Here is a 13,821-nt window from a genome sequence, read left to right as displayed (position 1 = left end):
GCAGCGATATTACGCAGGCAACCCAGGAGATTTTGCATGCGTATCTTTCTCACCGGCGCGACCGGCTTCATCGGTTCGGCGCTCGTTCCCGAACTTCTTCAGGCCGGCCATCAGGTGGTCGGCGTCACCCGTTCCGAGGCGGGCGCGCAGGCGTTGGCAGCCGCCGGCGCCGAGGTGTATAGGGGGACCCTCGAGGATCCGAAAGGCTTGCGCGACGGCGCGGCCAAGGCGGAAGCGGTGATCCACACCGCGTTCGACCATGATTTCTCGCGGTTTGTCGAGAACTGCGAAAAGGACAGCCATGTCATCGCCGCGCTTGGCGAGGCGCTCGCCGGCTCCGACCGGCCGCTGGTGATCACGTCAGGCGTCGGCATGGGCAGCCCCGGCCATGGCCAACTGGCGGTCGAGGATGTCTTCAACGCCGGTCACGCGAATCCCCGCATCGCCTCGGAACTCGCCGGCAATGCCTTGTTGGAGGCCGGCATCAATCTTTCGGTACTGCGCCTGCCGCAGGTGCATGACACGAGGAAGCAAGGCCTCATCTCGCCGCTCATCGAGATCGCGCGCCAGAAGGGCGTTTCGGCCTATGTCGGCGAAGGCCGCAATCGCTTTTCGGCGGGCCATGTGCTCGATGCCGCGCGCCTCTACCGGCTGGCGGTGGAAAAGCGCCAACCCGGCGCGCGCTATCACGCCGTCGGCGAGGAAGGCGTCGAGGTGCGCGCGATCGCCGAGGCGCTTGGCCGGGGCCTGAACCTGCCGGTCGTTTCGATCGCGCCGGAAAAGGCGGCGGAGCATTTCGGCTGGATGGCGATGTTCGCCCCCATGGACCTGCCGGCCTCCAGCGCGCTGACCCAGGCGCGGCTCGGCTGGCATCCGACCGGCCCGACGCTGATCGCCGATCTCGACGCCATGCGATACTGATGGGTGGTAGCAACGTTCGGAATTGGCCGAGGCTTCTAAACTTCGTCATCCCAGGGCGCAGCAGGAGCGAAGCTCCGTCGCGGAGACCCTGGGATCCATTCCGTGACCTGGGCCGAAGAGCGCAGCGGAGCAGAATTCTTCACTGTGGCGGGGCTCAGGAGTCCCGGCATGGATCCTCGGGTCTGCGCTGCGTCGCTACGCTCCTTGCTCCGCCCGTGGATGACGAAACGATGGAGGCATGCAGTCCAAAACGCAAGCACGAGATCAGCCAGGGCTGACGGCGTAGCGTAGTTGGACGAGGCCATGCGCCAGGGTTTGGCAGCTTTTGAGAGACAGCCGCATCTTGCCCGCCAGGCCGGCCTCGCCGAACTCGACAACGCCCTGGTTCGCCGCCCGCGCATCGAGCGCGGGGGCGACCAGCAGGCTCAACTCATCGACCAGCCCCGCAGCGAAGAAGGAGCCGTTGATGCCGGCGCCGCCTTCGAGCAGCAGCCGACGGATGCCGAGTTCGCGCCCGAGCACGTCGAGCATCGCGGCGAGATCGATGTCGGCCGTTTCCGAAACGATATAGGACACGCCGTCGGCTGCCAGTTCGGCCAGGTGGCTGTCCTCGACATCACGCCCGAGCAGCACGACGACATGATCGCCGCCGATGTCGGGCTTGGCAAAATGCAGCTTGCCGGAGGCATCGAGCGCCAAGGCATAGCTGCCCGCGTCGCGCCGCGCGAAATGATGCGGCCGCTCGACCTTGCCAGCATGCGCAGGCGGGTGCGCGCCGGCCTTGCTCATCTCGGCCATGGTGACGCGGCCGACGATCCAGGCGTCGCCTTCGAGGTCGTTGTGGATCTGTTCATAGAGGCCCGACCATTCGGCCCGGCTGCCGTCGGGGCTTTCGGTATAGCGGCTCGGATGAAGGCCGCCGTCGAGCGAGGCAAGCATATGGCAGATGATGTGCGGCTTCATATGGGTGTCTCCCTTTGTCGGCTTTGGCCAGTCCAAAGGTAATGCCGGGTCGGAAAAATGGAAGCCGACGTGGCGTGCCTTGAGGCTCCAAGCCCCGGCAGGTAGCATGACGGGATTTCAGCGACCCGGACCAGAGCATGGCGAACATGATCCTGTTTCACTCGGTTCTTGGCCTGCGCCAGATCGAACGTGATCTTGCCGAGCGCTTCCGCGCCAGCGGCCATGCCGTCACGCTGCCAGACCTTTATCAGGGTGCGGCGACGGACGATCTCGATGAAGGTTTCGCGATCAAGGCACGGATCGGTTGGGATGCCATCTGCCTAAAGGCACGGGAGGCTTTGGCCTCGACGCCGGGCGATGCGGTGCTGGCCGGCATCTCGATGGGCGCCGGCGTGGTGGCGGAATTCTGGGCGTCGCGTCCGCTGGCCGCGGGTGTCCTTCTGTTGCACGGTTTGGCGACCGTGCCTGCGAACACGCGCCCGGGCCTGCCGGTTCAACTACATGTCGCGGACACCGATCCACTTTTCCCCGAGCCGGATGTCCGCGCCTGGCAGGAAAGCGCGGAGGCAGCGAGAGCGGATGTGCAGGTCTTCCGCTATCCAAACTCGGGACACTATTTTTCCGACCCGGCACTGCCCGACTATAATGGAACGGCCGCCGCGCAGCTTTGGAGCCGCACTTTGACGTTCCTGACATAGAAGGGCCTTCAGGCCCCAAGAATCCAAAATTCAGACAATTCCGACAAGTCGCTGTCCGGCTCTGTTATATCGATGTTGCACAAACGGTTGACCCTGGGTTAGCATCCTCTTGTTGACGCCGATCGGAGGAGTTTTGGCGGCGGTCAGCTGGAGCGGCATGCGTTCTTGGCGCAAGGAGGATGCTCCAACACTTTAACCGGCGCATGATCCTTCCTGAAACCGGTCCCGGTTTTTAGGGACAGTGCGCTTCTGTGGAGGAGGAACCCATGAACAGACGCGAATTCCTGATGACGTCCGTGGCCGCGGGCGCCATGATGCTGGCCGCACGCTCGGCTTTCGCCGAGGACAAACTCACCATTCTCGGCTCGGTGCCCAGTCTCGGCTTTCCGTTCTTCGTGCACATGCTGAACGAGATCAAGGCCGAAGCGCAGGCGCAAGGCGTCAACCTGACCGAGAGCGACGGCCAGAACTCGGCCACCAAGCAGACCGCCGACATCGAGGCAGCCCTGGTGCAGAAGGTCAACGCCATCGTCATCTCGCCGCTCGACGTCAACGCGCTGGCGCCAGCCATCGAGGAAGCGGTCAAGGCCGGCGTTCCCGTGGTGACGATCGACCGCCGCGTCGACGGTGTCCAGGGCATCCTTGCCCATGTCGGCGCCGACAATGTGAAGGGCGGCGAGGCGGAAGCGAGCGCCGTGGTGGCGGCATTCCCCAATGGCGCCAAGCTGTTCCACCTGCAGGGCCAGCCGGGCGCGGGTCCCGCGATCGACCGCAACAAGGGCGTGCACAATGTGCTCGATCCGCTGAAGGACAAGTACCAGATCATCTATGAGCAGACCGCCAACTTCGCCCGCGCCGAGGCGCTGACGGTGACGGAAGCCGGCCTTGCCGCCAACGGCAAGCCGGACGCCATCATCTGCGCCAATGACGACATGGCGCTGGGCGCGCTCGAAGCGTGCGCCGCGCGCAACTTCAGCGACGTCAAGATCTACGGCTTCGACGCGCTGCCCGAAGCGCTGGTCGCCGTGCGCGATGGCAAGCTCGCCGGCACGGTCGAACAGTTCCCCGGCAAGCAGTCGCGCACCGCCGTGCAGATCGCGGTCGCCTACGCCAAGGACAAGACCGAGCCGAAGGAGAAGCTGGTGCTTTTGACGCCCATCGTCATCGGCAAGGACAATTTGGATAAGGCGGAGCGGCTGAACGAGACGAAGTAGGCTGGATTGGTCAGGCCGGTGGGGCACGCCCCCCTCTGGCCTGCCGGCCATCTCCCCCACGAGGGGGGAGATCAGCAGCTTCTTTCGACCGCGCCTCTCTTGCAACGTTTGAGATTGGCGAAAGCCTTCACGACATCCAATCTCCCCCCTCGTGGGGGAGATGTCCGGTAGGACAGAGGGGGGCGTGCCCCGCTGCCTGCCGCAATCCGGGAGCCATCCTTGCCAGCTGAAGCCGCATCCCCCGTCCTGCTTGCCATCGAAGGCGTCACCAAGCATTTCGCCGGCGTCACCGCGCTGAGCGAGGTTTCGCTCGATGTCCATCCCGGCGAAATCCTGGGCTTGCTCGGGGAGAACGGGGCCGGAAAATCGACACTGTTGAAAATCCTGTCCGGCGTCATGCCGCCGTCCAGCGGCCGCATCACCTTCGACGGCGCCGACTATCAGCCGGCGAGCCCGCAGGACGCCAAGCGGCTGGGCATCGTCACCATCTACCAGGAGCTCAGCCTGATCCCGACGCTGACCGTGGCGGAGAACATCTTCATCGGCCGCGCGCCGACCGGGCCGCTTGGCCTGGTGAGCTGGCGCAGGATGGAACAGGAGTCCCGCGCCATCATTGCCCGCGTCGGTCTTTCCATCGACCCGATGACGCCGGTGTCGGCGCTGTCGGTGGCCGAACAGCAACTGGTCGAGATCGCCCGCGCACTGTCGCTGAAAAGCCGGCTGATCATCATGGACGAACCGACCTCGGCGCTGACCGAGACCGAGGTGCAGCGGCTGCTGTCGATCATGGACCGGCTGCGCAAGGACAAGGTCGCGATCATGTTCGTCACCCACCGGCTGGAGGAGGCATCCGCCATCTGCGACCGCATGACGGTGCTGCGCGACGGCAGGCTGGCGGGGCATCTCGACCGTCAGGGCGGGCCGATCAAGCTGCCCGCCATCATCGAGAAGATGGTCGGCCGCGCCGCTTCCGAACTTTACGCGCGGCCCGCCCAACGCGCGGTGGCCGGCGATGTGGTGCTGTCCGTGCGGGGCTTGCGCACCGTGCGCGACCCCGAGGCGCCGCATGCCATCGTGCTCGACGGCGTCGACATCGACCTCAAGGCCGGCGAGATCCTCGGCGTTGCCGGGCTCGTCGGCTCGGGCCGCACGGAGCTCGCCCGCGCCATTTTCGGCGCCGACCGCATCGCGGCGGGCACGATCACGCTCGACGGCAAGGAAATAGCACCCGCATCGCCGGCCGACGCCATCAAGCTCGGCATCGGCCTGGTGCCGGAGGACCGCAAACACCAGGCGATCTTCGCCGCGCTCGGCATCCTGCCGAATTTCTCCGTCGCCTCGCTTGGGCGCTTCAGCAACGGCTTCGGCTTCATGGCCGAGCGGCGCGAGCGCGACGCGCTGTCGGGTTTCCGCAAAATGCTGTCGATCCGCATGGCTTCGGCCGAGCAGGCGATCGAGGGCCTGTCGGGCGGCAACCAGCAGAAGGTGATCCTGGCGCGCTGGCTGGCGCGCGACCCGAAGGTGCTGATCGTCGACGAGCCGACGCGCGGCGTCGATGTCGGCGCCAAGGCGGAGGTCCACCAGATCCTGGTGCAACTGGCGGCGCGCGGCATCGCGGTGATGATGATCTCGTCCGAACTGCCCGAGGTGCTGGCGGTGTCGGACCGCATCGTCACCATGCGCAAGGGCCGCATCACCGGGCAGATGCCAGGCGTCGAGGCAAACGAGGAAAGACTGATGGAATTGATGGCGCTCGACAGGCAGGATACGCCGGCACAGGACGCGGGGGGACAGGCACGATGAGCATCGCCGAGGAACAGAACCAGCGCGGCGGCGTGACGATCGCGCGGCTTTTGATGAGCTTCGGGCCGCTGCTGTTCCTGGCCGCCCTCGTCGTCGTCTTCACCGTGCTGAAGCCGAGCTTCATCGACCCGATCAACCTGTTCAACATCACGCGCCAGATCTCGATCACCGGGCTGATCGCGCTCGGCATGACCTTCGTCATCCTCACCGCCGGCATCGATCTTTCGGTCGGCTCGCTGCTCGCCTTCTGCGGCATGGTGGCGGCCGTGGTCGCCAAGGGCGGCACCGCCAATACGCTGTCGCTGTCGACATCAGGCACGCAGGGCTATGGCTGGTTCGCGGCGCTGCTGGCCGCCGTCGTGGTCGGCGCTCTCGCCGGCGGCGTGCAGGGGTTCGCCATCACGAGGCTGAAAGTACCGCCCTTCGTCGTCACGCTGGGCGGGCTGACGGTGTTTCGCGGGCTGACGCTGACCATCTCCAATGGCGGCCCGATCTCTGGCTTCGATGCCTCCATGCGCTGGTTCGGCACAGGGCTGATCGGCCCGGTGCCGGTGCCGGCGCTGATCTTCGCCATCGCCGCCATATTGTGCCACATCGTGCTGCGCTACACCCGCTATGGCCGTGCCGTCTACGCCGTCGGCGGCAATGCCGAAGCGGCACGGCTGTCGGGCCTGCGCGTCGACCGCATCCTGGTCTCGGTCTATGTCATCGTCGGCTTCTTCGCCGGGCTCGCCGCCTTCGTGCTGTCGGCCAGGCTGAATTCTTCCGAAGCGGTCGCCGGCATCGGCTACGAGCTGACGGTGATCTCGGCCGTCGTCATCGGCGGCACCTCGCTGTTCGGCGGCATCGGCTCGGTCGGCGGCACGGTGGTGGGGGCTGCCCTGATCGGCGTGCTGCAGAACGGGCTGCAGTTCAACAACGTGTCGTCCTACACGCAAAGCATCGTCATCGGGCTGATCCTGATCCTGGCGGTGGCGTTCGATCGCTGGCTGAAGTCGCGGGTGAGACGGTAGGGGTGCGCGGCACCATGGCCGCGTGCAGCGGATGCGCGGCCAGTTCCCGGCCCGGTTGCAAAACATCGGCGCCTTGCTAGAAAGGCTTGGGCGGGTGGCGTCATGAGGGATGCTCATGGTTGCCGACATCATCAGGCCGATCAGCTTGAGTTTTTCGCTGCTGCGGCGCTTCTGGCCGCAGCTCGTGGCGCTGGTGCTGGCCGGGGTGCTGACCGGCGATCTCCTCATGCAAGTGGCGGCCAAGGTGGCGCTCGCCAACCATTTCGCCGGGCTTGCCATGCTCACCCTGGTGGCGCTGGCGCAACTGGTGGTGACGGTGGCGATGTTCCATGTGCTGCGGCCGGGCCTGCCTAATGTGCTGGCCGCGCAGCGCGGCGCGGACAAGGCCGCCGAGAGCAAAGTCGCTGGCAACGAGGCGAGCGATGCCGACCGGCGCGGCACGCGGCTGGTGCGCATGATCACCATCGCGCTGCTGCCGTTCTTCGCCTACTACGCCGCCTGGGGATTTCTTGGCGACATCGTGCGGCAGTATTCGCGCGCCTCGCTCGACCAGGCCGGTTTCGGCCAGAGCGGCAATGTGCTCGACGTGCTCGATTCGCGCTGGCTGCTGATTTCGGTCGCCGTTTCCTGGCTGATCCGCCGGCTGGCCAAGTTCATGCAGACGAAGACGACAGCAACGTCGTTCTGGCAGATCGTCGTGGTGATCTGCGAGACCAACTGGATCTTCGTCGGCCTCTACGTCATCAGCCGCTGGAAGGACAGTGCGCTGCAATGGCTGATGAGCCGCAATTTCTGGTCCGTGCTGCAGGCGTCCATCGATGGGCTGGCGAGCCCGGTTCCGGTCTCGACGGCCGCACCAGTGGTGACGGCGGCGAGCGCCGCACCAGTGGTGACGGCGGCGAGCGCCGCACCAGTGGTGCCGGTCGAGATCACCTCGATCGCGGCCTCGACGGTGGCGGTCAATCTGTTCTTCTACATGCTTTTGCCACTGATCTGGCTGGTCATGGCGGCGCTGATCTACGGCTATGAGGTGCGCGACGACGCGGCGCTGATGCGGGTCAACGGCCGCGTCGAACGGTTCGGCCAGCGCTATGCCGGACTGCCGAAATTCCTGCGCGACTTCGTCGAGCATTTCATCGCCGGCTACCGTTCGCGCTACCTGCCGATCGCCAATGGCGTGCGGCTGACGGTGAGTTCCAGCCTGGTGCTGCTGTGCACGCTGATCGTCGGCTACCGCCTGCTCGATTGGGGCGCTGCCTGGCTGTGGCTTGGCGCGACAAGGCTGATCGGCCCGCACGAGCTCGACGTCTGGCAGATCTTTTCGCACGGCGTGACGCTGCTGTTCGGCAGTCCCTTCCAGGATTCCTCGACGGGCATCCTGATCGAGCCGATCAGGATCTGTTTTCTCGCCGCCGTGCTGGAGACGGCGTTCTCGCTGTCGAAGGGGGCGGGGAATGGAGTTAGTGAAGCCGCGGCGTAGGCGTGCGTTCCTCTCCCCGTATAGTGACGGGAGAAAGTAGCTATTTCGGCGGCCTTTGAAAACGCAGGTACCACGGCCGCTCGCTGCCCAGGCCGACGGCCGGGCGGATGGTTTTCACCGCGTCCTCGGGCACGATGAAAGTGTCGCCGACGGTGATGACGTCGCCTTTTCTGGCGCCGGAGAAGATCGCCTGGGCGCAGTTCATCGCGCCCTCCGGCAGGCTGACGCCGGAGATGAAATCGGGCAGCCAGCGACGGCCGGCGGCGTCGGTCAGCATCAGCTTGCAGCCCAGCCATTGTTTACGCAGGTCCGGGTCGCCGATGGTCACGGTGAAGGTGGCGATGACGGCGAAGGCGTGGTCGGGCAGGCGGCCGGCCTTGCCGCCGCGCAAATCGGCCAGCTTCCAGCCGCTGCCGCCGAACGGCACGGACTGGCCGAACTCGACATCCCTGGCGATGAGGTCCTCGCCATGCAGCCATTCGCGCACGCTGTCATAACTGGTCTCGGCCAGCGTCAGCGGCAGCAGGGCGGCGAGCGCGACAAGGCCGCGCCGGCGCCATTTTCGCTCGGCCTGTGGATTCGTGGCCGGTTCCGTGTCTGTCGAAACGGCGCTCATGTCTTGCCCTGCGGTGTCTGGCCCTGCGGTGTCTGGCCCGCCGCGGCATCGAGGTCGAATTCCGGCAGGATGTCGGACGGCTGGCCGTCAGCGCCGGTCGGCAGCGCATCGAGGCTGATGCGGGCCTGCGCGTCGAGCGGGCCGAACTGGCGCGCGGCGATCAGCAGCCTGGCGCCGCGGATCTGGTCCGATGGCACCTCGAAGACGAACAGGCCGCGTTTGTCCAGGCCCGGATCGACGCCGTGCGGCGGCATGTCCTGGCGGTAGCCCAGCCGCTCCGTCTGGTGATAGCGCAACCCGGTCGGGCCTTGCCAGGTGCCGTCGGCCACCGCCGTGGAAGCGCCGGTCGCGGTGAGGTTTGTCGTCGCCACCACCCACAGGCCGCTGGTCGTCAAAAGCTTTTCCTGGCCGAACTGGCTGGCCTTGAGCTGGCGCGCGAAGATCACCTTGTCGAGCCTGACAGCGAAGCTGCGCGCGCGCACCGTGTCGTGCATGGCGCCATCGATGGGAACCGGTGCGGTGAGGTCGGCATAATGCGGCTTCGTCACCTGCATGCCGTAGCTCAGCGCCACGGTCGCGCAAAGGACCGCCAGATTGCCAAGCACGCGTAACCTCATGAGCCGCTCCCCGGCTGCCCGATCGCCGCCTGCCCAGTCGCCGACAGGTCGGTGACCGGCAAGGTGACGGTGCCGAGCCGGTAGGGATTGTACCAGCCGGGCGTGCCATGGAGATTGTCGCGCGGCTTGAAGATCTCGGCGGTGACGCCGAAGGCGAGATTTGCCGGCACGGCGGCGTCGCCGGCAAGCGGCCAGACATAGGCCATGCGCTCGGTCATCCCAGGATGCAGTTCCGGCGTCATCGTGGAATCGCGTGTCAACACGATCATCGGCGAGGAGTCGGGCAGGACAATGCCGTCCGGCGTGAAGACGTTGAAATAGCCCTTGTCGGATTGCGCGGTGCGGTTGGTCATGTCGACTTCCAGCACCAGCGCCTTCTGGCCTGGCTTCAGCGGCACGCCATGGACCCCGGCATGGCTGACATAGGCACGCACCGGCTGCAGGCGCCAGCGTCCGGCGTCGATGACGGCGTCTGGCGGCAATTGTGGTGGACCATGGGCGGGCAGGGCGCCAAACGCCCCCATCACGCCGGCGACAAACAAGGCGGCGATGGTTCCCGCGCCGGCCGTTATCCAGGTCTGAATTTTTGAGCGGGCGGTCTTGAACATTCCAAACCATGCACGTCGAACGAACAGCCACCCACCCGCAATCTAGGAAGAAAAGGCAGGGATTGGAACCCGCAAATGGCTGGTCCAACCGTGCCGAGCCTCAGGCTGCTTCGAGCGCCCAGAGATGATGGCCGTAGCGACGGAAGAAGCGCGCGACGAGACGCTGCTCTTTCGCCCTGGCGAGATCGGGCAGGCGCCGTTCCTGGCGCCAGCGCGGCATGTTGCGCCAGCCGGCGATGAAACGGCCGGCATCCTCGATGGCTTCATGCGCCGACAGCGCCGGGCCGATCGCGGCCAGGAACAGAGGCTCCGACTGCTTCATTTCGTCGATGACGGCCTTGCGCCTGAAATGATCGAGACGGGCTTGCGCGATGCCGTTGCGGCGGATCGCCTCGAAGGCTTCGAGCAAAGCGGGACTGTCGCCGGTGTAACCGCAGGCGCGGGCGAAATCGGCGGCATCCATTCTTGCTCCCGCATCCAGGCGCGGGTCATTCCACGCCGACTCACATATGCAAGGTGTATATAAGCATAACTCAAACAGGCATAGAAGAAAGACTTTTGGAGGAGTTTGGAAACTGCGACTCGACTCCCGCTTCAAAACACGGGAAGATAGGAACAAATCAGAAACAAAAGGACAGGGGATGATGGCGTTGCCGGGCAGGGAAGCAGTGATCGCGCAGGTCGCCTCGCTGTCGGTCGAGTGCGCCGATTGCGGCCGCAACAGCTGGTGGCGGCCCGATCAGTTGAAGCGCTTCGGGGTCAACGGGAACACGCCGCTGGCCGCGTTGTCGGGGCGCATCGTCTGCTCGGCCTGCCGTGCCGACGGACTGCCGGGCACGGCGATCTCGATCCAGGCAGCGTTCATCGACGAGCGCCAGCGCATGCGCTCGGAAGCGCGGATGCTGCGCGACCGCGACGTGCAGCTGGAAGGGGCGAGGCGGGCTTGAGGGGGGTCTTCCTTCTCCCACAAGGGAGAAGGAAGGTGCGCCCCTAATACCCCAGCAGTTCTTTCAGCGGGATGACACGCCAGACCTGTTTGATGGCGTAGCGGTTGAAGGTCAGCGTCTTGGGCGGATTGTACTGCTCGACCACCAGCTCGCCCGCCGTGCGCCGGACCAGTTTCTTGATGAAGGCCTTGCCGTTCTTCTCGTTCTCTTCCGGAAAGGTCTCGATCACGACATGGTCGCCCGGCACCGCGTCGCGGCCGCCGCAATAGATCATGTCGCCGGGTTCATAACGCGGCACCATGGAATCCGAGAGCACGTGCAGCGCGAACACTTTCGGCAGGTTGCGGACTCCCGGCGGACGCTGGACGTATCCTGCCGGTTCGCCGTTGAAGGTGAAGTCGCCGTCATCGCCGCCGACGGCGGCGCCCAGCACCGGAATATCCATCGCTCCGGCCGGCAGGGGGCCGGCATCGGTGACGATCTCGGCGTCCGCCACCGGGCCGGCATCGTCGAGGAAGACGACCTGCCCTTGGCCCAGCGCCACGGGGTCGACACGCAGGAAGGCGGCGGTCTTCAACAGGTTCTCGGTCTTGGGCAGGTTGCGCCCGGTTTCCCAGTTGCCGACGGCGGCGACATCGGTGTCGTTGTGCTCGGCGATGTGGCGCATGACCAGGCCGCGCTGCTTGCGTGCCTGGCGGATCGCGGCTCCGACCCTGATCGACAGTTGCGTTTTCACCATGGCCTCATGTGACCGACAAGTCCTGCTTTCGTCCATGAAAGATTGGCTTGCATCAATTTTTGAGTTATGCTTATATCACCTCATGCAAAAGCTCAACCCCCTCAGAGTCGACAACGCCTCCGGCCCGGCCTTGCCGGGCGCCGCCCTTTCCCTTCCGTCCCGGCTGTCCTCCTCCCCGGCCGGGGCGAAGCGCGAAGCCGATTGCCTTGACGCATCGGCCTCGCGTCCGGTCCGCCCTTCAGCGGCGGCCGGAACGGCCGGAGCCGCCGCTCCCCGCGGCTCCGGCCCCCCATTCGACGCGGCCGCCGGGTGTTTCCTGATCCGCACGCAGGACCGCACCGTCATCGCCGACGAGCCGACGACGGGCAGGGCGGTTTCCGCCCCCGACAGGGACACTGCGCGGGCGCGGCTTGGGCGCCTTGACGCGCCCGTCGACCGGCTGGGCTGAAAGCAGCCCTTCCACAAGCAATCCCTGCGGCCGACAGGCCGGACCACGGCCGGCAGTCCCATCGCGGCTGTGGGCAAACCCGACGCTTGCCTGACGGCGCCGTTCGCGGCGGCCGCTGGCCGCGCAATGGAGACCGACATGGCAAGCTATAGCGACAGCGAATTGCAGGCGATTGCCGGCTGGCTGAGGGACGGGCTTTCGGCCTCGAGGATTGCGGCGGCGTTCAGCGTACAGCGCGGCGCGCGCGTATCGCGCAACGCCATTATCGGCATCGTCCACCGCAACGCCATGCTTGGCGCGATCGGCTTTGCTAATGGCAAGGGCCTGGCGGCGCGCACGGCGATGGCCAAGGCGGCGAGCCGCGCCGCCAAGGCGGAAACCAGCCGTGCCGGTGCCACCCCGCAGCCGGCCAAACCCGCCATGCGGCCGAAGCGGGCTCCTTCGCCCGTCCGGCCGAGGCTTTTCCAGCGCGAGGCGGGCGTGCTGATCGCCGATGGGCAAACCTACCGTTTCAAGGTACCCGCGCCGCCACGCGGTGCCATCGGCCGGCAGCCGCATGGCGTGGCCATGCGCTTCATCGACTGCCTGTTCAACCGCTGCCGCGCGCCGCTCGACCTGACGCTGGAGGACGATCCTCGAAATGATGCGCCCGGCGGACGGCCTCGCCAGGAGATGCTGTGCTGCGGCATGCGCACCAGGGCGATGAAAAGCTACTGCACCTACCATCAGGCACGCTTCCAGCGTCGTGTTTGCGAGGCCGGCTGAAGGGTTGATCCCTTCTCCCGGTCACGGGGAGGAGGTGCGAGCAGGCGGATGAGGGCAGCGGCGACATAACGCAATTTGGAGCTTCAGCGGACGCCAAACTGTGGAAGCGCTGGCTCTGCCCGTCATTGCCCTACAGGGCATGCTCCCCGTTCATGGGGAGAAGGACGCTCCGCGAAATATTGGGAGAATTGCCTTGAACAACTATCGCGCGGCACCGCTATTTCGGCACTTGGCGGCCCTGTTTGGGCTTGCGGCTCTGTACGGTGCGCGGCTCCAGCACCATCCCTGGGCCGCCTCCGGCAACCAGTATGCCGGTAACGCGGGCAAAGCCGGTGAACACTTTGATCGCGTCGGATTGCGAGATCTGCGCCGCGATGGCCGCGCTGCAGGCGTTGAGCGCGCTGCGATAGACATGGCCCCGCCGCTCAATCGGCCAGCGCTGCAGGAAATCGGCGGCGTCGCTGACGGTCTCGATCTCCTCGACATGTCCGTCCAGGGACACTTTGAGCGGCACTCCGGTTTTCATCGTACCCACGGCGTTCACCTTCGGTCCAGGCGCGGCTTTCAAGCCGACGCTCATAAACGCACAAGGCTGGCAGGCGGTTGCATCGCCGTCTCAGGGGCTCGCAGCGGCGTCGAGCCACTCATGCGCGCGGCTTCTTGGCTTGGCCACCAATATGCCCTGTTGCCTGGCCGCCTCGCGGAAGGCTTCGAAGGCGGGGCGCGGACAGCAAGTGCCCTCGACAGCGAGCCTGACAAGCCGTGCCGCCTCGAGATAGTCCGGCGCGGTCTTGTCGGGCCATTGGTGACGAAGCGCGGTCGCCGCGTCGGCCACCGAGCCGACCAGCATGGTCTTGTTGTCGCAGAAACGCAGGGTCACCGGCATGAAGGCTGTCATCGGCAGTCCTCTCCTTGGTTTGGACGCGTCATAACGTCCGGACCGGGGGCTGGTTCCATTAGCGCGACTGGAAGCACGGCACGGAGCGCGG

General features: G+C 66.0%; 16 protein-coding genes. 8 read left to right on the top strand and 8 right to left on the bottom strand.

Annotation, left to right across the window (positions count from 1 at the left end; translation table 11 throughout):
• Nucleotides 1-36: 36 nt before the first annotated feature.
• On the top strand, nt 37-921 hold the full coding sequence (locus tag EN845_RS11810) for an SDR family oxidoreductase (RefSeq protein WP_127870203.1): 885 nt from the start codon (nt 37-39) through the stop codon (nt 919-921).
• A gap of 264 nt (nt 922-1,185) precedes the next feature.
• On the opposite strand, the gene EN845_RS11805 is transcribed toward EN845_RS11810, so the two are convergent.
• Entirely contained in the window at nt 1,186-1,884 is a 699-nt protein-coding gene (locus EN845_RS11805) for a RibD family protein (RefSeq protein ID WP_127870204.1), read from the bottom strand.
• Nucleotides 1,885-2,021: 137 nt separating this feature from the next.
• On the opposite strand from EN845_RS11805, the gene EN845_RS11800 reads away from it, so the two are divergent.
• The 5 genes from EN845_RS11800 to EN845_RS11775 all read left to right on the top strand — a co-directional run bounded on the left by EN845_RS11800 (nt 2,022) and on the right by EN845_RS11775 (nt 8,092).
• A complete protein-coding gene (locus EN845_RS11800; protein WP_127870205.1) occupies nt 2,022-2,582 on the top strand; it encodes a dienelactone hydrolase family protein in 561 nt (186 codons plus the stop codon).
• Nucleotides 2,583-2,848: 266 nt separating this feature from the next.
• The gene (locus tag EN845_RS11795; protein ID WP_127870206.1) at nt 2,849-3,796 is read left to right on the top strand and encodes a substrate-binding domain-containing protein; all 948 of its coding nucleotides are present in this window, start codon (nt 2,849-2,851) and stop codon (nt 3,794-3,796) included.
• Between the two features lie 219 nt (nt 3,797-4,015).
• Nucleotides 4,016-5,599, top strand: a complete 1,584-nt coding sequence (locus tag EN845_RS11785; RefSeq protein ID WP_127870207.1) for a sugar ABC transporter ATP-binding protein — start codon at nt 4,016-4,018, stop codon at nt 5,597-5,599.
• A complete protein-coding gene (locus EN845_RS11780; RefSeq protein WP_127278997.1) occupies nt 5,596-6,612 on the top strand; it encodes an ABC transporter permease in 1,017 nt (338 codons plus the stop codon). The genes EN845_RS11785 and EN845_RS11780 overlap by 4 nt, the downstream gene beginning before the upstream one ends.
• Before the next feature lie 115 nt (nt 6,613-6,727).
• Nucleotides 6,728-8,092 (top strand): hypothetical protein, encoded by a 1,365-nt coding sequence (locus tag EN845_RS11775; protein WP_127870208.1) that lies wholly within the window; start codon nt 6,728-6,730, stop codon nt 8,090-8,092.
• A 40-nt stretch (nt 8,093-8,132) separates the two neighbouring features.
• Here EN845_RS11775 and EN845_RS11770 read toward each other — a convergent pair whose 3' ends face one another.
• The 4 genes from EN845_RS11770 to EN845_RS11755 all read right to left on the bottom strand — a co-directional run bounded on the left by EN845_RS11770 (nt 8,133) and on the right by EN845_RS11755 (nt 10,396).
• A complete protein-coding gene (locus EN845_RS11770) occupies nt 8,133-8,708 on the bottom strand; it encodes a hypothetical protein (RefSeq protein WP_127870209.1) in 576 nt (191 codons plus the stop codon).
• Entirely contained in the window at nt 8,705-9,325 is a 621-nt protein-coding gene (locus EN845_RS11765) for a hypothetical protein (protein WP_127870210.1), read from the bottom strand. The genes EN845_RS11770 and EN845_RS11765 overlap by 4 nt, the downstream gene beginning before the upstream one ends.
• Nucleotides 9,322-9,933 (bottom strand): hypothetical protein, encoded by a 612-nt coding sequence (locus EN845_RS11760; protein WP_127870211.1) that lies wholly within the window; start codon nt 9,931-9,933, stop codon nt 9,322-9,324. Before EN845_RS11760 ends, EN845_RS11765 begins: the two co-directional genes overlap by 4 nt.
• A gap of 100 nt (nt 9,934-10,033) precedes the next feature.
• Nucleotides 10,034-10,396, bottom strand: a complete 363-nt coding sequence (locus tag EN845_RS11755) for a hypothetical protein (RefSeq protein ID WP_127870212.1) — start codon at nt 10,394-10,396, stop codon at nt 10,034-10,036.
• 181 nt (nt 10,397-10,577) lie between these two features.
• Here EN845_RS11755 and EN845_RS11750 point away from each other — a divergent pair, with 181 nt between their 5' ends.
• Nucleotides 10,578-10,880, top strand: coding sequence for a hypothetical protein (locus EN845_RS11750; RefSeq protein ID WP_127870411.1), 303 nt, complete (start codon nt 10,578-10,580; stop codon nt 10,878-10,880).
• 43 nt (nt 10,881-10,923) lie between these two features.
• Here EN845_RS11750 and EN845_RS11745 read toward each other — a convergent pair whose 3' ends face one another.
• Nucleotides 10,924-11,619, bottom strand: a complete 696-nt coding sequence (locus tag EN845_RS11745) for a helix-turn-helix transcriptional regulator (RefSeq protein ID WP_167531332.1) — start codon at nt 11,617-11,619, stop codon at nt 10,924-10,926.
• A 586-nt stretch (nt 11,620-12,205) separates the two neighbouring features.
• Between EN845_RS11745 and EN845_RS11735 the strand changes: the two genes are divergently transcribed.
• Nucleotides 12,206-12,832, top strand: a complete 627-nt coding sequence (locus tag EN845_RS11735) for a GcrA family cell cycle regulator (protein WP_127870215.1) — start codon at nt 12,206-12,208, stop codon at nt 12,830-12,832.
• A gap of 217 nt (nt 12,833-13,049) precedes the next feature.
• Here EN845_RS11735 and EN845_RS11730 read toward each other — a convergent pair whose 3' ends face one another.
• Nucleotides 13,050-13,412, bottom strand: a complete 363-nt coding sequence (locus EN845_RS11730; RefSeq protein WP_127870216.1) for a DUF982 domain-containing protein — start codon at nt 13,410-13,412, stop codon at nt 13,050-13,052.
• A 36-nt stretch (nt 13,413-13,448) separates the two neighbouring features.
• A complete protein-coding gene (locus EN845_RS11725; RefSeq protein WP_127280333.1) occupies nt 13,449-13,730 on the bottom strand; it encodes a DUF982 domain-containing protein in 282 nt (93 codons plus the stop codon).
• Between the last annotated feature and the right edge of the window lie 91 nt (nt 13,731-13,821).

The organism is Mesorhizobium sp. M8A.F.Ca.ET.202.01.1.1 (assembly GCF_004791595.1).
Classification (GTDB): Bacteria; Pseudomonadota; Alphaproteobacteria; order Rhizobiales; family Rhizobiaceae; genus Mesorhizobium.
Note: the sequence above shows the minus strand (reverse complement) of the source record. Positions and strands in the feature narration are given on the sequence as shown.